The organism is Leclercia sp. 1548, from assembly GCF_050435045.1.
GTDB lineage: Bacteria > Pseudomonadota > Gammaproteobacteria > Enterobacterales > Enterobacteriaceae > Enterobacter > Enterobacter adecarboxylatus.
Genome location: NZ_JBNDJP010000003.1, coordinates 348963 through 373022 on the forward strand (window position 1 = coordinate 348963; position 24060 = coordinate 373022).

Here is a 24060-nt window from a genome sequence, read left to right on the forward strand (position 1 = left end):
GGCCGTTCCCGCCTCTCAATTGACGACAATTTGACCATTTCTGGCCTACGCTTATCCGATGTGAAAAGCGGTTTTGATATCTCACCTGTCGCTTTCATACAGTTATCATATTGTTAAATGATAATGAGAATTAATGTGTTAAAGTTGCTGCGTTCATAAAACTGCCGCCATAACCGCTTGAACATCCGGGAGGTAGTTTTCACGCTGAGCGAAAATCCTCTCATCTCTGTCAGGCTGAAACATTGGGGCTATTAATGGAACACATTGTCTATGTCGTTGATGATGATCACGCTGTCAGGCGGTCCGTTGTCGGGCTGCTGGAGTCTGCCGGGCTGAACGCCCTCGACTTTTCTTCGGCAGAATCTTTTCTGCAACACAGGTTCGAAGATGTGCCCTCCTGCGTGATCCTCGATATGCAGATGCCCACCATCAGCGGGTTTGAGGTGGCGGATACGCTAAAGGCCAGCGGGCGTGAGATCCCGATTATCTATCTCACCGGATATGGCACCATTCCCATGTCGGTGAAGGCGATAAAAGGCGGCGCATACGAGTTTCTCACTAAGCCGGTGGCGTCGAACGATCTGATCGACTCGATTAGCGCGGCGCTTAAGCAGGCGGAAGAGAATGCCCTGCACCTGCGCGAGCAGTACTCCCTGAAGCAGCGCCATCTCTCGCTGACGCCCCGTGAACAACAGGTGTTACAGCTGGCGATCAGCGGGCTGCTGAATAAGCAGATCGCCGCCGAGCTGGGGGTAAGCGAAATCACGGTGAAAGTCCATCGCCGCCGGGTGATGGATAAGATGCAGGCCCGCTCGCTGGCGGATCTGGTCAGGGCCGCAGAGCGCCTGGCCTGAAATCCGCCGTCAGAGCCGGGAGAAGCGAAATCACGGTGAAAGTGCATCGCCGCCGGGTGATGGATAAAATGCAGGCCCGCTCGCTGGCGGATCGGGTCAGGGCCGCAGAGCGCCTGGCCTGAAATCCGCCGTCAGAGCCGGGAGAAGCGAAATCACGGTGAAAGGCCATCGCCGCCGGGTGATGGATAAGATGCAGGCCCGCTCGCTGGCGGATCGGGTCAGGGCCGCAGAGCGCCTGACCTGAAATCCGCCGTCAGCGTCACACCATGCTGGCTGCCAGCGGCAGCGTAAAGGCGAAAACGCAGCCATGCGGCTCGCGATTGCGGGCCGTCAGCTTGCCCCGGTGGCGCTCGATAATGCTATAGCTGATGGTCAGCCCCACCCCCATCCCCTGGGCTTTGGTGGAGTAGAACGAGTCAAAAATACGCTCGGTTAACCCCGGTTCGATGCCGGTGCCGCTGTCAGCCATTTCAAATGTAATCCCCCCGCCTTCAGGATTCGACGTCGAGAGCACCAGCGTGCCTGGGCGATCCGCGATCTCGGCCATTGCCTCTATCGCGTTCATCACCAGGTTCAGCAACACCTGCTGGATCTGCACGCTGTCCCCCACGATAAAGCTGTCTTCTGCCGCCAGGGCATAGTTGACGCTGATGCGTCGCTGCTCCAGCTCGCTGCGCGACAGGGTGATGATGTGCCGCACCAGATGGTGCAGATCGATGCGGGCAAAGACCGGATCCTGCTTGCGGGTAAGGGATTGCAGGCTGCGGATGATCTCCCCTGCCCGCTCGCCCTCTGAAACAATCTCCTCCAGCCCGAGGCGGGCTTTATCCAGCCGGGCTGGATCGCGGTTGAGCCAGCGCAGGCTTGCCCCGGCATTGGCGACAATCGACATCAGCGGCTGGTTGATCTCATGCGCGATGGACGAGGTTAACTGCCCGACGGTCGTAGCGCGCGAAACGCGGGTCAGCTCTGCCTGGGCGACGCGCATGGCGTCTTCGGCCCTGCGCTGGGTGGTGATGTCGGTGATGATGCCATAATACTCGTTCACCTCGCTGCCCACCCCCACCGGATCGCCAATCCCCAGAATGGTACGGGTGGCGCCGTCGGCGCGGATTATGCGGAACTCGGCGCGCATGGTCAGGCCGTCGCGCACGCTCTCGGTCACCAGGGTACTGATGCGCGGATAATCATCCTGATGCACAAAGGTCAGAAACTCGGCCATGGAGATCATCTTCTGTTTCTCCGGCAGCCCCAGAATGCGGGCGTACTCTTCCGACATAAACATCAGATCCTGCTCCAGCTCCCAGCGCCAGCTGCCGGTGTGGCTGATCTGCTCCCCCAGCATCAGCGAGGTCTGGCTGGCCCGCAGCTCTTTCTCGACCCGGCGGCGCTGGAGGTTCTCTTCCAGCAGTTCGGCGTACAGGCGGGCGGTTTCAAGAGAGATGGCGGCATGTGCCCCCAGCAGGCTCACCACCCGGGAGTGTTCGACGGTGAAGACTTCCGGCATCAGGCGGTTCTCCAGATAGAGCACCCCTACCAGCCGCGCCTGCTTGAACATCGGGACGCACATCACCGCCGCGCCGGAGGTCACCAGATAGGGATCCTGGCTGAAGGGATGAAACTCTTCGGGTTTGCCGGTGTGGATCTCCTGCCCGGTGCGGATCACCGCCGCCAGCACCGTCAGCGGCATGTCGGTGGCCATCGGCACCTCTTTGCGGATCTGCACCCGCACTCCGTCGGTGGTGGTGCTGGCGCTGGCCTCGATCTCCGGGATGTTGTTGTCATTTACCCGAATCAAGAGGCCACGCTGCGCCCCGGCCCGCTCCAGCAGGATGGTCATCAGGGTTTCGATCAGCCGCTCAAGATTGATCTCCTCCGAGAGGGCACGCGAGGCCTTGATCACGCTCTGCAGGTCGCGGATCTCTTCGTTGCGGGCAAAGGCCACCGTGTCCCAGGCATTGGCCTGGCCGGGGGAGAGCAGGTACGGGAAATCCCGCTCCAGCTGGCGCACCTTAGACTGCGCCCCGGCCCGTCCCCAGGCGGTCATCGCCCCGCGGAAATGGGCATCGGCGGCGGTGGTGTAGCCGCAGGCATGGGCGAAGCGCCCCGCCAGCTCGTGCGCCAGGGCGTTGAACGGATTAAAGCCCCCTTCCCGTGACAGGCGCACCGCCTTCTCGTACTGCTCAAGGGCGATGCTGTTCATCCCGTCCAGCCGCACGATCTCGGCGTAGATCAGCGCCTCTTTATCGGCAAAGGTGCCTGGATTGATCCGCGCCCAGAGAACAATTTTGTCGTAGTGAAGGTGGATCTGGCGGCGCAGATCGGCGGAAAAGGTCTCCGGGGTCAGCTGCTGCGAAAGCGTAAGCGCGCTGTAGAGATGGTAATCCAGCAGATGAATATGACCGGGGGCAGACCAGGCAAAGCGCCCGGCCTGCGCAAGATTATCTGCCGCCTGCGGGAATTCACCGCAGGCGAAGTGGGCCATGCCACGATAGAGCCAGAACCAGAACAGCATGGTGGAGGTCTGCTCCGTAGCCTGCTCCGGCGCGGCGGGCAGGAGGGATTCTGGCAGCACATCGCTGGCACTCCAGTGGCCGCTCACTGGTGTGCGCAGGTGCTCCACGTAATGGCGCTGGATGAGCAGGATCGCCTCGACATCCTGGAAATGGGTTTTGCGCACAAAGGCCAGCCCGCGCTCGATGCTGGTCAGCACCCCATCGAGATGATCGCCCCGGGTGAGGAAGTTGATCACCTGGTGGCAGGCGGCAAAGCAGGCCATCGTCATGTCCCCGTGCGTCACGGCGGAGGTAAAGCAGGCTTTGGCGCACTCGATGGTGAAGGAGAGCGGCTGGGTCCAGACGCTGAGCTGATCCAGCGGCAGCAGGGTTTTGGCTTCGAAAGCGTCGTAGCCGTGGCGGCTAACCAGCTCCCGCGCCAGGGTGCCGTACTGGAAACCGAGACGATACTCGGCATAACGGTGGCCAATCAGCACCCCGAACCACGCAATCGCCGGGGCAGACGCGCCGGTAATACCGTGATCCAGCGTCAGGTGCAGCATCCGACACAGCAGAACGAAATGCAGGCGCGAGCTGGTAAAGCTGGCGAACACGCAGGCGCTGTTGAGCAGGTTCATCACCGCTTCGGTGTCACCGTCGTTCATCCGCGGCAGCGCGGCAAAATGGCCCTGCGGGTTATCGCCGACGCGGTTGCACAGGCTGTGCCAGGCCTCGTCGCACTCGGCGGTCTCCGGGTAGCGGCTGACGTGAATGCCAAACACCGCCAGCCAGCTCAGCGCCGCCTCCAGCGCCAGCCGGTTGTCGGACTGGCGCATATAGACTTCCGTCAGCAGGTTGGCCGCCAGCGCTTTTTCCGCCAGCCCGCCGGCGGAGCTAAGAATGCGGTCGCACAGCCGACGGGTGCCGTCGAGATTGCCCAGCGCGAACTGGCACCCGGCCTCTTCGCTGTCCAGCGTGAAGTCGCTGGCGCTCTCCGGCAGCGAACCGGCGTTGCCCAGCGCGCGGGCGGTCTGAATGTAGCTCAGGGCCGACAGGTAATCCCCCGAACGCCGGGCGCGGCGGGCCGCCAGCAGGCTCAGCTCGCGGAACATCTGGCGCTGGGGCGCAGGCTGAATGCAGTCCAGCGCCGCCGTGACGTGATGCACGGCGCGGAACAGGATCTCATTGCCCGCCGCCTGACGGGCCGACTCTGCCAGCAGGCTGGCGGTGGTCAAGTGCAGGCGGCTGCGCTCGGCGTTATCCAGCAGGGCGAAGGCCGCTTCCTGCACCCGATCGTGGGTAAAGGCATAGCCTTCGTCGCTGAGGGCGATCAGCTGCGCCGTCACCGCCGGATGCAGGGCATAGCGGATCTCCGCCGTGGACATCGACACGACCCGGCAGACCATCTCCAGCTCGCCGCTACCGCCCAGGCAGGCGATGCTGCCCAGCAGCCGCCGGGTGTCGTCCGGCATCTCCTCCAGCTGCTGTAGCACCAGGGTGACCACGTTTTCGGTGTAGTGCCGGGTGCGGATGGCGTGCAGATCGTAGTGCCATTTATCCTGATATTTATTATGTGCTACCAGCCCGTCATCGACGATCCGGCGGAAAAACTCATGGACGAACAGCGGGTTGCCGCCGGTTTTCTCGTGGATCAACCCGGCCAGATCGAGAGTGCTGGCCGAGCGGGTATGAAAGATATTCGCCAGCCAGAGCGACACCGCCTTCACCGACAGCGGCTCCGGGCGCAGCTCGGTGGTATTACGCGAGGCCAGATGCAGATTCGCCAGCTGATGATGCAGGGCGCTGTCCGGCAGCGAGCAGGCATCCCGGTGCGCCACCACCATCAGCAGCGGCACGGTGCTGGCGTGGATCAGCAGATACTCCAGGATTTGCAGGCTGGCGGCGTCGATCCAGTGGATGTCGTCCAGCAGCAGCACCAGCGGGCAGCCCGCGCTGGCGAAGGCTTTCACCAGCGCCAGCACCATATGGCTGAAACGCGCCCGGGTGTCGATGGAGAAAGTGTCGCTGGTAAAGCGCGGCTTGTTATCCAGCAGCAGCCGCAGCTCCGGCACCAGGCTGACGGCTAAGGCTTCGTAGCCCTCCAGCTCGCGCGACAGGCGCACCTTCCATTGGGCCACCTCCTCCGCCGACAGCCCCAGCAGGTGCAGCACCAGGGTACGAAACGCCGAGGTTAACGCCGCATAGGGCAGCGTGGGGGAAAACTGATCCACCTTGCCCACCGCCAGCAGCACGCTGCGGTGTTGCAGGGCCTTCAGCCCGGAGGCGATCAACGAAGATTTTCCGATCCCGGACGGGCCGCTGATCGCCACGAATCCGGCGAGGTTATCGCGGCTGACCCGATCGAAGGCGTGAATAAGATCCGCCGCCTGCGGATGGGCGGTGTAAAGGGTGTCGGTAAGATAAAACGCGGGAGAGCGATCCTGCAGGCCCGGGGTAAAGGCGGCAATATCCCCGTCGCCACTTAGAGTAGCCTGGCAGCGGCGCAGGTCGGCGATCAGGCCGTCAACGGTCTGGTAGCGGTTCTCCGGTTTTTTTGCCAGCAGCTTGAGGACGATGGCCGACAGCATGGGAGGCACACCGGGGCACACCACGCCGGGGGCGCGCGGCTCGGAGGCGATATGGTAGTGCGCCCATTTGCCCTGATCCTGGCTTCCCGGTTCAAACGGCAGGCTGCCGGTGAGCAGTTCGTAAAGCACAACGCCCAGGCTGTAGAGATCGCTGCGGCTGTCCACCGCGCGTTGGGTGCGGGTGGTGTGTTCCGGCGACATATAGGCCGGCGTGCCGCCGATGATCGCCAGCCGCGCCTGCTGTAGCTCTTGCGAGGTGCCGGACGACAGGCCAAAGCCCCCCAGTCGACAGCTGTTATCGTCGTGAATGAAAATATTGCCGGGCTTGATATCCCCGTGTACCAGGTTGCGCAGGTGCATCAGGCGCAGCGGCAGGCTGATGCGGATCGCCAGATCGAGGAAGCTCTGGATACAGGCTATCGGCGCGCCGACAATCCTTGTTAACAGTACAAACGAAAAGGGGGCATAAACCAGTGCAAAGCGCCCGTGGTACTGCGTGCTGGCGACCGGGCGGATGGCCCAGTCGTCGCTCAGGTACTCCCGCAGGGCAAACTCGTTGCGCAGCAGGCGCGTTGCGCTGGCCTCTTCTTCATCGCTCACCCCGGTGGCGATAATAAACGACCCGCCGGAACTGGGCAGACGGGCATTCAGCCAGCAGAGGCTCCCCTCCTGCCCCAGTGGGGTAAAAATAACGTCTTCTTTAAGCACAAAAGCCCGCCCTTCGGACAAATTTCCGGGGGCGGGCCAGCGAGCAGGCAGCGATGAGTTGTTCATCCACGTTCCTTATTGTTCTTCATTAATGGTTCTCGTGGGGAGGTTTGTCGCGGTTGTCAGGCTGTGAGCGCGCGCTGAATGTGCGCCAGCAATACCTCGACATTAATCGGCTTGCGCAAAAAAGCAACGGCGCCGTGATCAACAGCGTAGCGTTGCATATTGTCATCCGCATGACCGGAAATAAAAATAAGTGGGGGTGGCGAGGTGGCGATGAGACGAAGTTTGTCGAGCATTTCGAGTCCGGTCATCCCCCGCAGGCGGATATCGGCAATCACCAGCGCCGCGTCTGCCAGCGCGGTGGGATGGCTGAGAAACCCCTCCGCCGAGTCGAAGGCTTCTGTGGCGTACCCCTCCGACTGCAGCAGGTTGCTTAACCCGCTGCGAACAGACCGTTCATCATCAATGATGGCTATGCGCTGCGGCATGCTCTCTTTCCTCAAACGAAAACGTGATTAACCCTCGCGACCGTCGCCGGGACCGGGTGGAGGCGCAGTGCCGCTGATTTTGGGAACGCATTCGTGGCGAAACCAGGTCATCGTCAGCTGACGGCTGAACAGACGGCGTCCAATCGGGATCAGCTGTTCACCCACCAGCATGCCAAACAGCCCCAGCAGCGCGACGACCGGGGGTGCGGGCGAGTGTACATCAATTGCGGCATAAATCACCCCTGCCAGAATTCCACAGCTCAGCGAAACAACCCAGGCTTTCATGACGAGGCTCCTGTGGAGAGGGTGACGGGCGCTTTTTGCGCGGTGTCGTCAGCATGCAAAAAATGACGGGTGGCCTGTTCACCGGCCAGCATACCCAGCAGGCCAATCAGCGCCAGCGCGGGCGGGGCGGGAGAGCGCACTTTCAGCAGCGCGTACAGCAGGCCAATCAACACGCCTGCCGCGAGGGAAATTAACCCAGTACTCATGATGAACTCCAGAGAGATCAACGGCAGGCCGGATGAGGGCCCAGCCTGCCGCGACACACTTAGCGGACCGGGGCTGGAACCGGGGCCAGGGTTTCGTGCTCGCTCTTCTGGCGAGACGGCGCGTTGTGCACCATGGTGTAAGCGTAATCAACGCCCATGCCGTAGGCACCGGAGTGCTCACGCACGATATCCATCACCGCGTTGTAGGTCTCTTTACGCGCCCAGTCACGCTGCCACTCCAGCATCACCTGCTGCCAGGTCACCGGGATCACGCCAGCCTGGATCATGCGCTGCATCGCGAAGTCGTGGGCGTCTTTCGAGGTGCCGCCAGAAGCGTCAGCCACCATGTAGATCTCGTAGTCGCCTTCCAGCATCGCGCACAGGGCGAAGGTGTTGTTGCACACTTCGGTCCACAGACCGGATACCACCACTTTCTTCTTGCCGTTGGCTTTCAGGGCGTCACGCACTTTCTGGTCATCCCAGGAGTTCATGGAAGTACGTTCCAGAATGTCTTTACCCGGGAACACGTCCAGCAGTTCAGGGAAAGTGTTACCCGAGAAGCTTTCGGTCTCAACGGTGGTGATAATGGTCGGGATGTTGAACACTTTGGCCGATTTCGCCAGCGCCACCACGTTGTTTTTCAGCACCTGACGATCGATAGACTGCACGCCAAACGCCATCTGCGGTTGCTGGTCGATAAAGATCATCTGACAGTTATCAGGGGTTAACACTTCGAGCTTTGAATTAGACATAATGGTATCCAGTGAGGTTAACAGGTGAAACCCGCCGCAGGACGCTGCGACGATGCGTTGCCTGCATCCTATGTCTCCCTTACGCCCGGCGTAATTATCTCTTTGTATAATTAACCTTTCGTATAGTTATACGGAGGTATAGTTATACTTTGGTATACCTATCCCATTGTATAACTGGTTTTTTTAGGTAACCGGTTCCAATAATCCTGACATTTCCCCTCTCAGTCAGGAGCAGTTATGACTTCCTCTGCTAAAGCAGATTTGATTCTGGTAAACGGCCAGTTTCATACCGTCGATCGTGAAAATCCCCTCGCCGAAGCGGTTGCCGTGCGCGACGGCAAATTCCTTGCCGTGGGCACCGTTGCGGAAGTGATGCAATACCACGACGACGCCACCAAAGTGGTGGATCTGAAAGGTCACACCGCCATCCCGGGCCTGAACGACTCGCACCTGCACCTGATCCGTGGCGGGCTGAACTATAACCTCGAACTGCGCTGGGAAGGTGTGCCGTCACTGGCCGATGCCCTGCGGATGTTGAAAGAGCAGGCGCTGCGCACCCCGTCGCCACAGTGGGTACGCGTGGTGGGCGGCTGGAACGAGTTTCAGTTTGCCGAGCGCCGGATGCCAACCTTAGACGAGATCAACGAAGCCGCACCGGATACGCCGGTCTTTATCCTGCACCTGTACGACCGCGCCCTGCTCAACCGCGCGGCGCTGAAAGTGGTCGGCTATACCAAAGATACGCCGAACCCACCGGGCGGTGAGATCCAGCGCGACGCCAACGGCAACCCGACCGGGATGCTGATCGCCCGTCCGAACGCCATGATCCTCTACGCGACCCTCGCCAAAGGGCCAAAACTGCCGCTGGAGCAGCAGGTGAACTCCACCCGCCAGTTTATGCGCGAGCTGAACCGTCTGGGCTTAACCAGCGCCATCGACGCGGGCGGCGGTTTCCAGAACTACCCGGAAGACTACGAAGTGATCGCCGAACTGCATGAGAAAAAGCAGATGACGATCCGTATCGCCTACAACCTGTTTACCCAGCGTCCCGGCCACGAGCTGGAAGATTTCGAGAAGTGGACCGATATGCTCAAACCGGGCCAGGGCACCGACTTCTTCCGCCATAACGGCGCAGGCGAGATGCTGGTCTTCTCGGCGGCTGACTTCGAAGATTTCCTCGAGCCGCGCCCGGATCTGGCGCCTGGCATGGAAGACGAACTCGAGCGCGTGGTGCGTCATCTGGTGGAGCACCGCTGGCCGTTCCGTCTGCACGCCACCTACGATGAGTCCATCAGCCGGATGCTGGACGTCTTCGAGAAAGTGAACCGCGAGATCCCCTTTGATGGCCTGCACTGGTTCTTCGACCACGCCGAGACCGTTACCCAACGCAACATCGACCGTATCAAGGCGCTGGGCGGCGGCATTGCCGTGCAGCACCGCATGGCCTTCCAGGGCGAGTACTTCGCCGAGCGTTACGGGATGGAAGCGGTGCGCCATACTCCGCCAGTCACCCGCATGCTCGAGACCGGCGTACCGGTGGGTCTGGGCACCGACGCCACCCGCGTGGCGAGCTATAACCCGTGGACCGCGCTCTACTGGCTGGTCTCTGGCCGCACCGTCGGCGGGATGCAGATGTACGATCACAGCGCCCGTCTGGATCGCGACACCGCCCTGATGCTCTGGACCCAGGGCAGCGCGTGGTTCTCTAACGAGCAGAACCAGAAAGGCCAGATCAAAAAGGGCCAGCTCGCCGACCTGGCGGTACTGAGCAAAGACTTCTTCCGCGTACCGGAAGAGGAAATCAAAGGTATCGAATCGGTACTGACGGTGGTGGATGGCAATATCGTCTACGCCGCAGGCAGCTTTGGTCCACTGGCTCCGCCTGCGATCCCGGTCCTGCCGGAGTGGTCGCCGGTGGTGAAAGTGCCGGGTCACTACCGCAGCGCACCGCCTCAGGCTACCCGCGTGGGAATGCAGGCTGTTCACCACTGCAGCGGCCCGTGCGGCGTACACAACCACGCGCATGACTTTGCCCGCACGGCAGAGATGCCGGTGGCCGACGATAACGCCTTCTGGGGAGCGCTGGGCTGCAGCTGCTTTGCGTTTTAATCATGATGAACTCAACTTCACATCAGACCCCGCCCCGGATTGACCTGGGGCTGTTCTTCCTGCGTATCACCGGCAGCCTGCTGCTGCTGTACGTGCATGGCCTGCCGAAGGTGCTGCATTTCAGCGAAGAACTGACGCGGATCGAAGATCCCTTTGGCTTCGGGCCGTACTTCAGCCTGATCCCGGCGATCGTCGCCGAAGTGATCTGCCCGATCCTGATCTTGTTCGGCGTGGCAACCCGTCTGGCCTGCGTACCGATCATCGCCGTATTGCTGGTGGCGATGCTGGTGGTGCATCCGGGCTGGTCGATTGCTGAAGGTCAGTTTGGCTGGCTGCTGCTGATCATCTTCACCACGCTGGCGATCACCGGCCCCGGCGCGTGGCGGGTACGTTCGCGTGTTACGGAGAGATTCGCATGACCCAGATTACCGACTCGCACGTGGAGCATCCGCCTGCCCCGGCGATGTCCACCTGGCAGCCCCTGCATCAGCGGGTGTTCCGTATGCTGTGGATCGCCACGGTGGTCTCGAACGTCGGCTCATGGATGAGCGACGTGGGGGTCAACTGGAGCATGCTGACCCTGAGCGCCGATCCGCTGGATATCGCCCTGGTGCAGGCGGCAAGCAGCTTGCCGATGTTTCTCTTTGCCCTGCCCTCCGGGGTGATGGCGGATATCGTCGATCGGCGTAAGTACCTGCTCTTCTCCCAGCTGTGGATGTTTATTGCCGCAGCGGGGTTGGCGATCCTCTCGTTCACCGGGCAGGTGACGCCGACGGTGCTGCTGGCCGCAGCGTTTCTGCTGAGCGTTGGCAGCGCCATGAGTTCGCCGCCGTTCCAGGCGGTGGTGCCGGATCTGGTGAGCAAAGCCGAACTGGGTCCGGCGGTGGCGCTGAACTCCCTCGGGGTTAACATCAGTCGCGCCATCGGCCCGGCGCTGGGGGGCTTTTTGCTCTCGCTGGCCGGGCCGTGGATGGTGTTCATGCTCAATGCCCTGTCGGTGCTGGGCGTGGCCTGGGTGCTGTGGCGCTGGAAGCCAGCGGCATCGGTGCAGCGCCTGCCACCGGAGCACTTCTTCTCGGCGGTGCGCGCCGGCGTGCGCTACGTTCATGCTGCCCCGGTGCTGCGTAACGTGTTGATTCGTACCGTGGCGTTCTTCGTGTTCGCCAGTGCGGGCTGGGCGTTGCTGCCGCTGGTGGCACGTCGTGAGCTGGGTCTCGGCCCGGCAGGGTACGGCATTATGCTGGCCTGCATCGGACTGGGGGCGATTGCCGGGGCGGTGCTGCTGCCGCGTCTTCGCCAGCGTCTGAACGCCGATCAACTGATGGTGGCGGCGAGCCTGGTCTTTGCTCTCACCATGCTGGCTCTGGCCTTCGTGCGCCACTTCTGGCTGCTGAACCTGTTTGAGTTCTTCACCGGCTTTGCGTGGATTGCTGTGCTCTCCACCCTCAACCTGGGGGCGCAACGCAGCGCCGCACGCTGGGTGAAAGCCCGGGCACTGGCGGTCTACCTGACGGTTTTCTTCGGCTCGATGACCGCAGGCAGCGCCATCTGGGGACAGATTGCCTCGCACGTGAACACCGCCACGTCACTCTGCGTGGCGACCATCGGGATGCTCCTCGCCAGCGCCACGGTGCTGCGCTGGAAGCTGGAGAAAGATCCTAACCTGAACCTCGACACCAGCGGCCTGATTGCCGATGACGCGCGGGAGAGCATCCCCAACGAGCGCGGCCCGGTGCTGGTCTCCTGCGAGTATCAAATTGACCCTGAAGCGGTAAGCGAGTTCCTGAAGGCCGTCCACGAGCTGCGCCGGGTGCGCCGCCGTGCGGGAGCCATCAGCTGGGCGGTGTATGAAGATATCGACCAGCCGGGTCTTTATATCGAGACCTTCCTGATGGGCTCCTGGGTGGAACACCTGCGCCTGCAGGAGCGCCACACCATGAATGACCACCTGCTGCAAAGCCGCGTGCTGGCTTTTCATCAGGGCGATGCACCTCCGGCGACCCGCTACCTGGTGGCGCCGGTTTAGAACCTACAACAACACTTTGAGGAAGACACTATGGCGACGATTAAAGCGAAAGATGGCACGCAGATTTACTACAAAGACTGGGGTGCCGGTAAACCGGTTCTGTTCAGCCACGGCTGGCCGCTGGATGCCGACATGTGGGACAGCCAGCTCAACTATCTGGCCGAACGCGGTTTCCGCGCTATCGCCTTCGACCGCCGCGGCTTTGGCCGTTCGGATCAGCCGTGGAATGGCTATGACTACGATACCTTTGCCTCTGACATCAACGACCTGATCACCGCGCTGGATCTGCGCGACGTGACGCTGGTGGGCTTCTCGATGGGCGGCGGCGACGTGAGCCGTTATATCGGCACCTACGGCACCGATCGCGTGGCTGGCCTGGCGCTGCTGGGTGCGGTAACGCCGATCTTCGGTAAGTCTGACTCCTACCCGCAGGGTGTGGATCAGTCGGTCTTCGCAGGTATTCGCGACGGACTACTGAAAGATCGCGCCCAGTTCATCAGCGATTTCGCTACGCCGTTCTACGGCACCAATGCCGGGCAGACGGTTTCCGAAGGCGCGCTGACCCAGACCTTGAACATCGCCCTGCTGGCATCGCTGAAAGGCACCCTCGACTGCGTAACCGCCTTTGCCGAAACCGACTTCCGCCCGGATATGGCGAAAGTTGATGTGCCGACGCTGGTGATCCACGGCAGCAACGACCAGATCGTGCCGTTCGAAACCACCGGTAAAGTGGCGGCAGAGCTGATCGGCAACGCGGAACTGAAGGTGTACGACAACGCGCCGCACGGCTTTGCGCTGACGCATCAGGACCAGCTGAACGAAGACCTGCTGACGTTTGTGAAGTCGCTGTAAGGGTTGAATGCCGGGTGGCGCTGCGCTTACCCGGCCTACTTTTCCTTTGTAGGCCCTCGCCTCCCGTTACGCTTCATCTGACGTAAAAACCATTCCCGCGTAAGGCTTCTCCCGACACGCCGCCAGACGCGCGGCAAGATCGCCCACATGCAGTTCCAGTTTGTGCCCGTCCGGGTCGAGAAAATAGAACGACGCCCCTTCGCTTTTGTTCTCTTTCCAGACCGTTACGCCAGCGTCTTTCAGCTTTTGCGCGACGGCGTCGAAGTGTTCCGGTTCAACAGAAAAGGCGTAGTGGGTGTAATCGCTGTTCTGCGGCGGAATGAATTGTCGCGTCTCGTCATAAGAGAGGCAGAGCCAGAGATCGCCGCAGGTAAGGTAAGCTCCGGTGTGCCATTCGGCGTGCAGGCGCAGGCCGAGAAGATCGCGCCAGAATGCGATGCTGGCAGGCAGGTTGCTGACGGCAAGGGTCAGATGGTTAAGGGCGTTAAGCATGAGGTTCAGTCCTGGATAGAGGTTAGCCTCACTTCTTTAGCATGTTTATCAACGTATAAATAGAAGCGATCCCTGCACTCTTTTTTGGGCTGGCACCACACTTCCATTCCACGCTTTCTTCGCCTTTCTTTGATATACCCTAAATTGATGAGGTAGACACGAAGCGGCTCAGCATTAGTCGTGTCTTTAAAAATAATGTCATTCGAAGGGGGATATCCGTCGCCAGGATGAGATTCAAAGTAGTAATGTTGGGAAATTCTCGGCGCGTTTTGAATTTCATTATAAGTGAGAGTGTAATAACGGTAGCGGTCGGTTTCTTTGTAAACCGTCATCTCGTTTATGTTAGATGCGGTGATGTAGATAAATGTTCCGCCCAGGATTAATGCGGCGATAAATATAGCAGTGAGAGATCTCATAAAAATAAACATCATCCCTGATATCTTATTGTGAACTCAGAATTTATATTTTTTAAAATGACTGGCCTGATGGTATGGACTCTTTTCCATCGCTGTCTATATAACCGCATGTTATTAGGATTTTAGCCCGATACTCCGTCACCCTTTAAACCCGGTGGCGCTGCGCTTCCCCGGCCTGTTAAACCGCAGGCCATGCAAGCGAAGCGCCGCCGGGCAACGACTGCTACCTTCTTTTAGCCCAGGCGGCACGCATAACGGGAATAAATACCGGCGGGATGACGCCCATTTTTGGCAACGGCGTAGCGATCTCCACGCCTGGTGCCACCGCAAACCACTCGGTGTTAAAAGGCAATTTTTGCAGGCGATTAAGATCAAACTTTGTCGGCCAGCTTAACCCTGCCGTATCCAGTTGATCGTCGATGACAAATTCGCCCTGATAGACGTGGTCCGTCCGTGAGGTTCCATAGACGATCAGGACGGCATGCAGATCCGGGAAGACGTTCAGAATCAGTCCGGGACGCGCTTTTGGCCCCGGATGGCCCAGATCCTCATGTTGAGGAAATTTACACCAGATAATGTCACCGATTGCGGGTAACGGGTTGTAATTATTAGCCATAAGCATCCTGCTTATTTGAATAATGGAGAGTCCAGATCGTCCTCTGAAATATCGAGGCCTGACACTTTTCTGATCGCTTTATGTTGTGCGTCGGTCAACGGGCCATCGTCCTGTTCGTATGAGGGCAGCACCTCTTTAGCAAGGTTGCGTAACGCCTTGTGGACTAACTCGGTCTGGTTCAGGGACAACTCCGCCATTAGCCGGGCAAAGGTGTCTTCGCTGACACCAAATTCGTTATCAACAGAACGGAGCTGGAAAAGGAATTTTTTAGGCGCAGTGCGTGTTGGGGTGGGCATGATAACCTCTCTTCTTTAACGCTATATGCAAAGTATATAGAGGGACGGGGAAATGATCCATATAGAATGCATATATCCCTTATGTGATCCCTGTTTTGGGTAGTTAGGCATTGCGTCCTAAGATCCCGTAAAATTCCGACAACAGAATGATAAATACCGAAAAATTTTACTGGAGAGAATATGAACGCGGCTGAACACGATACCAGATTTGCGTGGGCAACTTTTTATCAGGCTTTTGCCAGCAAATTACTGACCTGGCGAAATCGTAGAGAGGAGCTAGTCGAAGGTATCCATCGGATTGCCGCTGACGTTGGCGGGATGTCACACCTGCAGGACAAACCTGCTCAGGGCGAACCTCATCCGTTAAAAGACATTTGCCCGTTTACAACGATGGGATTGTTCAATCGCAGCCTTACCGATGCGAATCGCAAAGTGATTGCCGCCAGGCTGGCGGACCTACTGGGTGTGAACGAACCTGTACCCGATTCTTTTGATGGCATCCCTCTGCTCAACAACCAAAAATCCTGGTTTTTTGCTTACGAAAAGACCCGCACCGACAATGACATTGAGTTTCTCTGGGAGATGTTTACCCAGGCAATCAGATTCGCGGATGATCCGGATGTCGACCCTGGCGCTTTTTCTATAGTTTATGATGTCACTTCAAACGTACACAATGTCGGTTGGAACCTGACCATGGGGCTGTACTGGATCCGTCCGTGGTTTTACCCCACCTTAGATAGCCAGTCGCAATATTACATCCAGAAAGTCCTGAACATTAAAATCCTGAAAAATGGTGTGAAAGGCCGCTGCAGCGGGCAAAGCTACCTAAGTCTTATGCAGGCTCTCAAACAGGCTTTTACCCAGCCAAACTTCCCTGTCCATAGTTTTCCAGAACTCTCGTTGACGGCGTGGAATACAGATGTCGCCCAGTCAAAAGATGAGGTGGAAAATCGAACATGGAAAGTTTATCTGCTGAATAAAATTAAGACCTTATGCCTGCAAAAAGAGAGTCCTTATTTCACTTCTCAGGAACTGAAAGAAAACTACCTGGACGAAATTAAAGCAGATCATCCGAATAACAATACGGTTGAAAATTCAATCTATTATTACCTGCAGATATTGCGAAAGGATGATGAGTTAAGGTTCCTCAATGCTGGTAACTATGAATACCTGAACTTTGATAAAAGCGAAGTACAGAGCGTTACTGAAGAATCGGTCGAAGAGAGTGCGCCACCAGCCAAAAATGCTCATAAACCTTACTTCATCAGCAATCTGCTCGACGAGGGCTGCTTCCTTGATGAAGATAAAATTAAGCTCACCCTCCAGCGACTTAAAGACAAGAAAAACCTGATCCTGCAAGGCCCTCCCGGCACGGGTAAAACCTGGTTAGCACGCCGTCTGGCATACTGTTTGATGGGTGAGCAAGCCCCTGAGCGGATCAGCGCGGTTCAGTTCCATCCAAATCTCTCTTATGAAGATTTTATTCGCGGCTGGCGCCCGGGGAAAGAGGGACGGCTGGAACTGATCGATGGGCCATTCGTTAATGCCATCAATAAAGCGCTTAATAACCCTGCTGCAAAATATGTAGTGATTATTGAGGAGATCAATCGCGGTAATCCGGCACAAATTTTCGGCGAAACTCTCACCCTGATGGAAGCCGATAAACGCACTCCGAATGAGGCGCTGGAACTCTCCTATCGCACGGATCCGGATGAGAAAATCTATATTCCCGAGAATTTATATATCATCGGCACCATGAACATTGCCGACCGTTCTCTGGCACTCCTCGACTTAGCCTTGCGTCGCCGTTTTGCGTTTATCGACCTGAAGCCCGTATTTAACGAGGCGTGGAAAAGCTGGGTGAACCAAAAGTTTGCCGTCGAGCTGGACGTTTTAACCTTAATCGAATCACGACTGACGACATTGAATGAAATGCTGGCGAATGATGTCACTCTGGGACCGCAATTCTGTATCGGACACAGCTATGTTACCCCGGCAACCGGCCAGAAGATTGGCGAAGCCGTAGCCTGGTATGAACAAGTCGTCGAGACGGAGATTTGCCCTTTACTCGCCGAATACTGGTTCGATGCCCCGAAAAAAGTTAACGACGCTAGAAAAGTGTTATTAGCACAATGACTTCCGAGAGCGAGCAACATAAGACGGCACGCATTCCCGTGCGCAATCTCTGGCTACTGATGCTATACGCTTCCGACTTGTTTCGGGAACTTGGGCGACGCAATGTAGCTGTGGAAGATAACCCAGATGAAATCCCCGATCTGGTGGCGAAGATCCTTCTACATGAAATTGCGCTGCGCCGCCGCCGTAATTTAAGCATGGGCTATCAAACCCGGCATGCCTCTCTGAATCGGGTTCGAGGACGCATTGATATTCTGCATACGGCCAGCCATCAGCTATTAGATCGCGGCCGGGTTGCATGTCAGTTCCAGGAGATGACCCTCGATACGCCACGAAATCGCTACGTTCGCTGTGCGTTAGAACGGCTTACCCCGCTCATCACCAAACCTGCACTGGCCGCAGATTGCCGCTTTGCGGCAATGGCGTTGCGTCGGGAAGGTATAAACGGTGAGTACCCTGACAACCGCGAACTGCCCTCGGTGACGCGCTTTGGTCGCCATGACGCGGCCGATAAACCGATGGTGGATGCCGCACAGCTGGCCTATCAGTTGCTGTTACCCACCGAGGATCAGGGTCACCACCTTTTACCCTCCCCTTCAAATAACGAGGCCTGGATGAGAAAGTTATTTGAGAAAGGTATCGCGGGCTTTTATCGGGTCCATCTTGAAAAAGACATCTGGCATGTCGCGGCCGGAAAAGAGCTGAAATGGGCATTGAGCGATCAAAGTGCTGGGAGTGCTGATATCTTCCCGACGATGAAGTCAGATATCGTTCTTGAACACAGGGTTAATAAGAAACGCATCATTGTTGATACCAAATTTAATGCGATCCTTACGAAGGGCTGGCACCGAGATACCACGTTGCGCAGTGGCTATATTTATCAGCTGTATACCTATCTGCGCACTCAGGAGAACAATGACGATCCGTTATCCCTTAACGCTTCAGGCATGCTGTTGCACCCTGCCGTTGGGTATATGCTGAATGAATTTATCGTCACGCAAGGACATAAGATTCATTTTGCGACAGTTGATATGGCGGCAGATGCACAATCGATAAAAAACCAATTACTGGATTTGGTTAGTGGTTGCGCGCAGTCATGACATTTACGCCCGGTGGCGCTGCGCTTACCCGGCCTGTTAAACCGCAGACCATGCAAGCGAAGCGCCGTCGGGCAGTGCCGTTAGTGCTTAACCATCACATGCCGCACCACGGTGTAATCTTCCAGCCCATACATCGACATATCCTTGCCGTAGCCGGACAGCTTCTGGCCGCCGTGCGGCATTTCGCTCACTAGCATAAAGTGCGTGTTCACCCAGGTGCAGCCGTATTGCAGGCGGGCGCTCATGCGGTGCGCGCGGCCCACATCTTTGGTCCATACCGATGAGGCCAGGCCGTACTGTGAGTCATTGGCCCACTCCAGCACCTGCTCTTCGTCGTCGAACAGGCTGACGCTGACCACCGGGCCGAAGACTTCGCGCTGGATGATCTCGTCCTCCTGCTTCGCCCCGGCCAGCAGGGTCGGCTGGAAATAGTACCCGCTGCCGCCCGCCACGTTACCGCCGGTGACCACGTGAATGTGCGGCAGGGCTTTTGCGCGGTCCACCGCTTCGCTGACGCGGGCCAGATGAGCGGCAGAGCTGACTGGCCCCAGCTCGGTGGTTTCATCCTCCGGGGCGCCCATTTTCAGGCTGGCCACGGCGACGCCCAGCTTCTCCACCAGCGCGTTATAGACCTCTTTTTGCGCATAGATACGACAGGCCGCGGTGCAGTCCTGTCCGGCATTGTAAAAACCAAAGGTGCGGACGCCCTCAACCACCGCATCGATGTCGGCGTCGTTAAAGACGATGACCGGCGCTTTGCCGCCCAGCTCCATATGGGTGCGCTTAATCGAGGACGCGGTGTGGCCCAGAATATGCTCGCCCGTGGCGATGGAACCCGTCAGCGACACCATGCGCACTTTATCGTGGCCGGTCAGCGGGTCGCCGACGGTTTTCCCCCGGCCAAACAGGACGTTGATCACCCCGGCCGGGAAGATATCTTTGGCCAGCTCGGCCAGCTTCAGGGCAGTGAGCGGGGTGATCTCTGAGGGCTTAAGCACCACGCAGTTCCCCGCCGCCAGCGCCGGGCCGAGCTTCCACGCCGCCATCATCAGCGGGTAGTTCCACGGGGCGATGGAGGCCACCACGCCCACCGGATCGCGGCGGATCATGGAGGTGTGCCCTTCCAGGTACTCCCCGGCGGCGAGGCCGTTCAGGCAGCGGGTTGCCCCCGCAAAGAAGCGGAACACATCGACAATGGCCGGGATTTCATCGTTCAGCACGCAGTGCAGCGGTTTGCCGCAGTTCAGCGACTCCAGTCTGGCGAAGGTGTTGGCGTTCTGTTCGATGACGTCCGCCAGCTTCAGGAGACACTCGGCACGGGCTTTGGGCGTGGTCTGCCCCCACTGCCGGAAGGCGCGATCGGCGGCCTGTACCGCGGCATCCACCTGCTCCGGGCTGGCTTCGGCAATCTCCAGCAACACCTCGCCGGTGGCCGGGTTATAGACGGGCTGCTTCTCACCTGAACCGGCAATCAGTTCGCCATTGATCAATAAGTTGTGTTGCATAGCCGACTCCATTGTTTTTATGTTCGGGAAATTACAGAGGTTGTCCTGCGTTCAGCCGTTTTGCATGCTCGATCGCGTCATTTTCCGGCGCATTTGAGCGCCCGAACGGACGGGCCAGCACCATGTACACCAGGCCAGAAATCACCACCACCGCCAGCCCCACCAGCACCGTCCAGCGGTCCATAAAGTCATTGCTTTCAGCCGGTTGTGCCAGCAGCCAGATCCCACACAGGCCATAGGCCAGCGCCAGGATGTTAACCAGCATCCCCCAGCCGCCCACGCTCCACTCCCCGGCCGGTTTCCAGCCTTTCAGACGCTGACGCAGCGCCGCCAGGACCACCATCTGGAACGAAATGTAGATGCCGATAACCGCAAAGGCGGTGATGCGCGCCAGGTTGTCCGGCTGGAAGTAGACCCACACGCAGATGAGCACCGGCAGCAGGCAGCTGACGATCATTGCGTTATCCGGGACGCTGTTTTTCGACAGCTTCGACATCCAGGCGCTACCCGGCAGCATCTGGTCGCGGGAGAAGGAGAAGATCAGGCGGCTTAACGCGGCCTGCAGGGACAGAATGCACGACAGCATGGCGATCACCGCGATGATGATAAATACCGTGGCACCGGTCTCGCCGAGGGCTTCGTTGAGGATCGCCGGGATGGGATCGGCGATCTGGCCGTTAACAATATTCATCAGATTCGGGGAGGCCAGCAGGTAGCCGAGGATCGAGATGATCGCCGAGATCGCACCAAACACGATGCTCAGGATCATCGCCACCGGGATCTTTTTGCTCGGGTTTTTGACCTCTTCCGCCACGTTGCCGCAGGCTTCAAAGCCGAAGAACATAAACAGGCCGATCAGCGCCGCCGCCATAAAGGCCGGCTGGTAGCTGCCGTCTTTGGCGATAACGCCCATCGAGTCGAAGACCACCGAGAAAGGCTGCGCGCGATGGAACAGCAGCAGGTAGATCCCGAGCGCAATCACGCTGACGATTTCACACCAGAAGCCAATCCTGGCGACCCGGGCGAGGTTTTTGGTGCCCGACATGTTTATCGCCATCATCATCAGGAGCAGGACCACCGAGGTGATCAACATATTGCCCGCCGAGATGTCAAAGCCGAACAGCGACCCCACGAAGGTAGCGGTGTATTCCGCCACCGAGGTGATGGTCACCACCAGCGCCCACAGGTAGATCCAGGCGGCGATCCACGCATATTTACGCCCCCACAGGCGGCGTGCCCACGGGTATAAACCGCCGGTAATCGGGTACTGCGATGCCACTTCGCCAAACACCAGCGCCACCAGCAGCTGCCCGCAGGCCACGATCGGGATCCACCAGATCGCTGGCGGCCCTGCCAGCGTCACCGCCAGCGCAAACAGGGAGTAGACCGCCGTCAGCGGCGAGAGGTAGGTGAACCCAAGCGAAAAGTTAGAGATAAGGCCGATGGAGCGGTTGAAATGCTGTGTAGTATCGCTATGAATTGCTTCACTTTTCTTGCCAGAAGTCTGTTCCATACGTTTATTCTCTGTGTTGAGGTTGAGTCGCAGGTAACACGAATCAAGGTATAGAAGAGCCCTACAACGCCGTACAGCACCCCCGCCACGATTTGTTAAGTTTTGTATGGATATGTCACGTTTTTGTTAAGCACAACCCGCCTTTTCCGTGAGGCCGATCACCTTGCCTCAGCCCGTTCGCCGCCTGGCGGCGCATTTTCCCGTCATTTCGCCTGTTTTTCTCGCATCCATCACAAAATTTAAACATTCACGCCAGGCCAGGCCCATTTCGCCAGAATGTAGATATTTTTAATTTATGGCTACGAAATGCACAGCCCTGTCTCCTGAATACTTTCTGAGAGGATTGATTCGATGAATGCACTTACCGCCGTACAACAGCCCGACGAGGCGTTAGCCCGCACCATCTCCGGTTTCAGCATCGCGACATCCGTGCAGTCTCCGCGTTTGCTGGAACTGACGTTCTCCGCAGAGGTGACGCAGCAGTTCCTGCGGGAGGTAGAGCAGTGGCCCATTCAGGCCCTGGAGTACAAATCGTTTCTGCGCTTTCGGGTGGCGAAGATCCTCGATGACCTGTGCGGCAACCAGCTCCAGCCGTTGCTGCTGAACACCCTGCTCAGCCGTGACCAGGGCGCGATGCTGATTTCTGCCGAGGGGGTGGATAACGTCACCCAGGCCGACGAGATGGTGAAGATCGCCACCGCCGTCGCGCACCTCATCGGCCGCTCCAACTATGACGCCATGAGCGGCCAGTACTACGCCCGCTTTACGGTGAAAAATGTCGATAACTCAGACAGCTACCTGCGCCAGCCCCACCGCGTGCTGGAGCTGCACAACGACGGCACTTTTGTTGATGAAGTGACCGACTACGTGCTGATGATGAAAATCGACGAGCAGAACATGCAGGGCGGCAACTCTCTGCTGCTGCACCTCGACGACTGGGAAGCGCTGGATAAATTCTTTAGTCATCCTCTGGCCCGCCGCCCGCTGCGCTGGACGGCACCGCCGAGCAAAAACGTGGCGGCCGATGTGTTCCACCCGGTGTTTGACGTCGACCAGCAGGGCCGCCCGGTGATGCGCTATATCGACCAGTTCGTCCAGCCGAAAGATTTTGAAGAGGGCGTCTGGCTGAGCGAACTTTCTGACGCGCTGGAGAGCAGCAAAAGCATCGTCTCCATTCCCGTACCGGTGGGTAAATTCCTGCTGATTAACAATATGTTCTGGCTGCATGGCCGGGATCGCTTTACCCCGCACCCGGATCTGCGCCGGGAGTTGATGCGCCAGCGCGGGTATATCAGCTACGCCACCCGCCACTATCAGACCCATCAGTAGGAATTGAGCGGATGTATGATTTCGTGATTATCGGCGGCGGCATTATCGGTATGTCGACCGCCATGCAGCTGATTGAATGCTACCCGGACGCCCGCATCGCGCTGCTGGAGAAGGAGGCTGGCCCCGCCTGCCACCAGACCGGGCACAACAGCGGGGTGATCCATGCCGGGGTTTACTACACCCCCGGCAGCCTGAAGGCGCAGTTCTGCCTGGCGGGCAATCGGGCGACCAAAGCCTTCTGCGATGAGAACAATATCCACTACGACATCTGCGGCAAGATGCTGGTTGCCACCTCGGCGCTGGAGATGGTGCGGATGCAGGCCCTGTGGGATCGCACCGCCGCCAACGGCATCGAGCGCGAATGGCTGAGCGGCGCGGAACTGCGCGAGCGCGAGCCTAATATCACCGGGCTGGGCGGGATTTTTGTCCCTTCCAGCGGGATCGTCAGCTATCGCGAGGTGGCGGCAGCAATGGCAAAACGCTTCCAGGCGAAAGGCGGGGAAGTGGTGTATCGCGCCGAAGTCTGCGCCCTGAAAGAACACGCCGACGGCGTGGTGATCCACACCCATGACGGACGCGAGTTTGAAGCCAGCACCTTAATCAGCTGCTCCGGGCTGATGGCCGACCGACTGGTGAAAATGCTCGGCATCGACCCAGGCTTTATCATCTGCCCGTTCCGCGGGGAGTATTTCCGCCTGGCGCCGGAGCACAATCAGATCGTCAACCACCTTATCTACCCGATCCCGGATCCGGCCATGCCGTTTTTGGGCGTTCATCTCACCCGCATGATCGACGGCAGCGTCACGGTGGGGCCAAACGCGGTGCTGGCCTTTAAGCGCGAGGGCTACCGCAAGGGCGATTTCTCCTTATCCGATATGCTGGAAATTATGGGCTCGTCCGGGATTCGCCGGGTGCTGCAGAACAATTTGCGATCGGGCTTGGGCGAGATGAAAAACTCGCTGTGCAAAAGCGGCTATCTGAAACAGGTGCAAAAGTATTGCCCGAGCCTGACGGTGAAGGATCTGCATCCCTGGCCTGCAGGTGTGAGGGCGCAAGCAGTTTCGCCAGACGGTAAGCTGATCGACGATTTTTTATTTGTCACCACGCCGCGCACCATCCATACCTGTAATGCCCCCTCACCGGCTGCGACCTCGGCAATCCCGATTGGCGCGCATATTGTGAGCAAGGTTCAGACCTTGATTGCCAGTCAGCACAACCCCGGGCGGTCCTTGCAGAGCCCTGGTGTGGAGACATTACATGCCGCGTTTACCCGTTAATCATTCTGAGACAG

The 24060-nt window shown here is 58.5% G+C and carries 21 protein-coding genes and 1 pseudogene; 11 read left to right on the forward strand and 11 right to left on the reverse strand.

Annotated elements, in window-relative coordinates; translation table 11 throughout:
* The first annotated feature begins 254 nt into the window (after positions 1 to 254).
* The 3 genes and pseudogenes from ABIE02_RS11190 to ABIE02_RS11200 form a co-directional block, all read left to right on the forward strand.
* Positions 255 to 854, forward strand: a complete 600-nt coding sequence (locus ABIE02_RS11190; RefSeq protein WP_032616315.1) for a response regulator transcription factor — start codon at positions 255 to 257, stop codon at positions 852 to 854.
* 35 nt (positions 855 to 889) lie between these two features.
* On the forward strand, positions 890 to 976 hold the full coding sequence (locus ABIE02_RS11195) for a hypothetical protein (RefSeq protein WP_404806915.1): 87 nt from the start codon (positions 890 to 892) through the stop codon (positions 974 to 976).
* 5 nt (positions 977 to 981) lie between these two features.
* Positions 982 to 1098, forward strand: a pseudogene (locus ABIE02_RS11200) (LuxR C-terminal-related transcriptional regulator); the annotation flags it as partial.
* 15 nt (positions 1099 to 1113) lie between these two features.
* Here ABIE02_RS11200 and ABIE02_RS11205 read toward each other — a convergent pair.
* Genes ABIE02_RS11205 through ABIE02_RS11225 form a run of 5 tightly spaced genes read right to left on the reverse strand, consistent with a single transcriptional unit; the run spans position 1114 to position 8379 of the window.
* Positions 1114 to 6711 (reverse strand): trifunctional serine/threonine-protein kinase/ATP-binding protein/sensor histidine kinase, encoded by a 5598-nt coding sequence (locus ABIE02_RS11205; RefSeq protein ID WP_336994913.1) that lies wholly within the window; start codon positions 6709 to 6711, stop codon positions 1114 to 1116.
* A 56-nt stretch (positions 6712 to 6767) separates the two neighbouring features.
* A complete protein-coding gene (locus tag ABIE02_RS11210) occupies positions 6768 to 7136 on the reverse strand; it encodes a response regulator (RefSeq protein ID WP_032616313.1) in 369 nt (122 codons plus the stop codon).
* A gap of 27 nt (positions 7137 to 7163) precedes the next feature.
* The gene (locus tag ABIE02_RS11215) at positions 7164 to 7421 is read right to left on the reverse strand and encodes a DUF1427 family protein (protein WP_103792647.1); all 258 of its coding nucleotides are present in this window, start codon (positions 7419 to 7421) and stop codon (positions 7164 to 7166) included.
* Positions 7418 to 7627, reverse strand: a complete 210-nt coding sequence (locus ABIE02_RS11220) for a DUF1427 family protein (RefSeq protein WP_032616311.1) — start codon at positions 7625 to 7627, stop codon at positions 7418 to 7420. Before ABIE02_RS11220 ends, ABIE02_RS11215 begins: the two co-directional genes overlap by 4 nt.
* Before the next feature lie 59 nt (positions 7628 to 7686).
* Positions 7687 to 8379, reverse strand: coding sequence for a hydrolase (locus ABIE02_RS11225; protein ID WP_032616310.1), 693 nt, complete (start codon positions 8377 to 8379; stop codon positions 7687 to 7689).
* Between the two features lie 237 nt (positions 8380 to 8616).
* Between ABIE02_RS11225 and ABIE02_RS11230 the strand changes: the two genes are divergently transcribed.
* From ABIE02_RS11230 to ABIE02_RS11245, 4 genes are read left to right on the forward strand one after another with little or no spacing between them, the layout of a single operon-like run.
* Entirely contained in the window at positions 8617 to 10488 is a 1872-nt protein-coding gene (locus ABIE02_RS11230) for an amidohydrolase (RefSeq protein ID WP_032616309.1), read from the forward strand.
* A gap of 5 nt (positions 10489 to 10493) precedes the next feature.
* Entirely contained in the window at positions 10494 to 10907 is a 414-nt protein-coding gene (locus tag ABIE02_RS11235; RefSeq protein WP_375341694.1) for a DoxX family protein, read from the forward strand.
* Positions 10904 to 12514, forward strand: a complete 1611-nt coding sequence (locus tag ABIE02_RS11240) for an MFS transporter (RefSeq protein ID WP_059308837.1) — start codon at positions 10904 to 10906, stop codon at positions 12512 to 12514. The genes ABIE02_RS11235 and ABIE02_RS11240 overlap by 4 nt, the downstream gene beginning before the upstream one ends.
* A 30-nt stretch (positions 12515 to 12544) precedes the next feature.
* Positions 12545 to 13366, forward strand: a complete 822-nt coding sequence (locus tag ABIE02_RS11245; protein ID WP_032616306.1) for an alpha/beta fold hydrolase — start codon at positions 12545 to 12547, stop codon at positions 13364 to 13366.
* Between the two features lie 66 nt (positions 13367 to 13432).
* Here the strand turns inward: ABIE02_RS11245 and ABIE02_RS11250 are convergent, their stop codons facing one another.
* The 4 genes from ABIE02_RS11250 to ABIE02_RS11265 all read right to left on the reverse strand — a co-directional run bounded on the left by ABIE02_RS11250 (position 13433) and on the right by ABIE02_RS11265 (position 15186).
* Complete coding sequence (locus ABIE02_RS11250) at positions 13433 to 13858, reverse strand: FosA8 family fosfomycin resistance glutathione transferase (RefSeq protein ID WP_230431151.1); 426 nt, start codon at positions 13856 to 13858, stop codon at positions 13433 to 13435.
* Between the two features lie 5 nt (positions 13859 to 13863).
* The gene (locus ABIE02_RS11255; protein WP_223610441.1) at positions 13864 to 14289 is read right to left on the reverse strand and encodes a hypothetical protein; all 426 of its coding nucleotides are present in this window, start codon (positions 14287 to 14289) and stop codon (positions 13864 to 13866) included.
* Between the two features lie 208 nt (positions 14290 to 14497).
* Positions 14498 to 14890 carry a hypothetical protein gene (locus tag ABIE02_RS11260; protein ID WP_230431150.1) on the reverse strand — a complete coding sequence of 131 codons (393 nt, stop codon included), beginning with the start codon at positions 14888 to 14890 and terminating at the stop codon, positions 14498 to 14500.
* A gap of 11 nt (positions 14891 to 14901) precedes the next feature.
* On the reverse strand, positions 14902 to 15186 hold the full coding sequence (locus ABIE02_RS11265) for a hypothetical protein (protein ID WP_032616303.1): 285 nt from the start codon (positions 15184 to 15186) through the stop codon (positions 14902 to 14904).
* A gap of 180 nt (positions 15187 to 15366) precedes the next feature.
* Between ABIE02_RS11265 and ABIE02_RS11270 the strand changes: the two genes are divergently transcribed.
* Together ABIE02_RS11270 and mcrC are read left to right on the forward strand one after the other, a co-directional pair.
* A complete protein-coding gene (locus ABIE02_RS11270) occupies positions 15367 to 17322 on the forward strand; it encodes an AAA family ATPase (protein ID WP_059308841.1) in 1956 nt (651 codons plus the stop codon).
* Entirely contained in the window at positions 17319 to 18422 is a 1104-nt protein-coding gene (mcrC, locus tag ABIE02_RS11275; RefSeq protein ID WP_103792642.1) for a 5-methylcytosine-specific restriction endonuclease system specificity protein McrC, read from the forward strand. The genes ABIE02_RS11270 and mcrC overlap by 4 nt, the downstream gene beginning before the upstream one ends.
* Positions 18423 to 18502: 80 nt before the next feature.
* Here mcrC and patD read toward each other — a convergent pair whose 3' ends face one another.
* Positions 18503 to 19927 (reverse strand): aminobutyraldehyde dehydrogenase, encoded by a 1425-nt coding sequence (patD, locus tag ABIE02_RS11280; RefSeq protein ID WP_336994914.1) that lies wholly within the window; start codon positions 19925 to 19927, stop codon positions 18503 to 18505.
* Positions 19928 to 19958: 31 nt separating this feature from the next.
* Positions 19959 to 21440, reverse strand: a complete 1482-nt coding sequence (locus ABIE02_RS11285; RefSeq protein WP_032616301.1) for an APC family permease — start codon at positions 21438 to 21440, stop codon at positions 19959 to 19961.
* Positions 21441 to 21791: 351 nt separating this feature from the next.
* Here ABIE02_RS11285 and glaH point away from each other — a divergent pair, with 351 nt between their 5' ends.
* Both glaH and lhgO read left to right on the forward strand, forming a co-directional pair.
* Positions 21792 to 22769 (forward strand): glutarate dioxygenase GlaH, encoded by a 978-nt coding sequence (gene glaH, locus ABIE02_RS11290; RefSeq protein ID WP_032616300.1) that lies wholly within the window; start codon positions 21792 to 21794, stop codon positions 22767 to 22769.
* Positions 22770 to 22780: 11 nt separating this feature from the next.
* Entirely contained in the window at positions 22781 to 24046 is a 1266-nt protein-coding gene (gene lhgO, locus ABIE02_RS11295; protein WP_336994915.1) for an L-2-hydroxyglutarate oxidase, read from the forward strand.
* The last annotated feature ends 14 nt before the right edge of the window (positions 24047 to 24060 follow it).

Coding starts and splice junctions, on each gene's coding strand:
- ABIE02_RS11240 (WP_059308837.1), top strand. CDS start 10,904: ATGACCCAGATTACCGACTCGCACGTGGAGCATCCGCCTGCCCCGGCG.
- mcrC (WP_103792642.1), top strand. CDS start 17,319: ATGACTTCCGAGAGCGAGCAACATAAGACGGCACGCATTCCCGTGCGC.
- ABIE02_RS11260 (WP_230431150.1), bottom strand. CDS start 14,890: ATGGCTAATAATTACAACCCGTTACCCGCAATCGGTGACATTATCTGG.
- ABIE02_RS11285 (WP_032616301.1), bottom strand. CDS start 21,440: ATGGAACAGACTTCTGGCAAGAAAAGTGAAGCAATTCATAGCGATACT.
- ABIE02_RS11220 (WP_032616311.1), bottom strand. CDS start 7,627: ATGAGTACTGGGTTAATTTCCCTCGCGGCAGGCGTGTTGATTGGCCTG.
- ABIE02_RS11235 (WP_375341694.1), top strand. CDS start 10,494: ATGAACTCAACTTCACATCAGACCCCGCCCCGGATTGACCTGGGGCTG.
- ABIE02_RS11245 (WP_032616306.1), top strand. CDS start 12,545: ATGGCGACGATTAAAGCGAAAGATGGCACGCAGATTTACTACAAAGAC.
- ABIE02_RS11215 (WP_103792647.1), bottom strand. CDS start 7,421: ATGAAAGCCTGGGTTGTTTCGCTGAGCTGTGGAATTCTGGCAGGGGTG.
- lhgO (WP_336994915.1), top strand. CDS start 22,781: ATGTATGATTTCGTGATTATCGGCGGCGGCATTATCGGTATGTCGACC.
- ABIE02_RS11250 (WP_230431151.1), bottom strand. CDS start 13,858: ATGCTTAACGCCCTTAACCATCTGACCCTTGCCGTCAGCAACCTGCCT.
- ABIE02_RS11270 (WP_059308841.1), top strand. CDS start 15,367: ATGAACGCGGCTGAACACGATACCAGATTTGCGTGGGCAACTTTTTAT.
- patD (WP_336994914.1), bottom strand. CDS start 19,927: ATGCAACACAACTTATTGATCAATGGCGAACTGATTGCCGGTTCAGGT.
- glaH (WP_032616300.1), top strand. CDS start 21,792: ATGAATGCACTTACCGCCGTACAACAGCCCGACGAGGCGTTAGCCCGC.
- ABIE02_RS11205 (WP_336994913.1), bottom strand. CDS start 6,711: ATGAACAACTCATCGCTGCCTGCTCGCTGGCCCGCCCCCGGAAATTTG.
- ABIE02_RS11210 (WP_032616313.1), bottom strand. CDS start 7,136: ATGCCGCAGCGCATAGCCATCATTGATGATGAACGGTCTGTTCGCAGC.
- ABIE02_RS11190 (WP_032616315.1), top strand. CDS start 255: ATGGAACACATTGTCTATGTCGTTGATGATGATCACGCTGTCAGGCGG.
- ABIE02_RS11225 (WP_032616310.1), bottom strand. CDS start 8,379: ATGTCTAATTCAAAGCTCGAAGTGTTAACCCCTGATAACTGTCAGATG.
- ABIE02_RS11265 (WP_032616303.1), bottom strand. CDS start 15,186: ATGCCCACCCCAACACGCACTGCGCCTAAAAAATTCCTTTTCCAGCTC.
- ABIE02_RS11255 (WP_223610441.1), bottom strand. CDS start 14,289: ATGATGTTTATTTTTATGAGATCTCTCACTGCTATATTTATCGCCGCA.
- ABIE02_RS11230 (WP_032616309.1), top strand. CDS start 8,617: ATGACTTCCTCTGCTAAAGCAGATTTGATTCTGGTAAACGGCCAGTTT.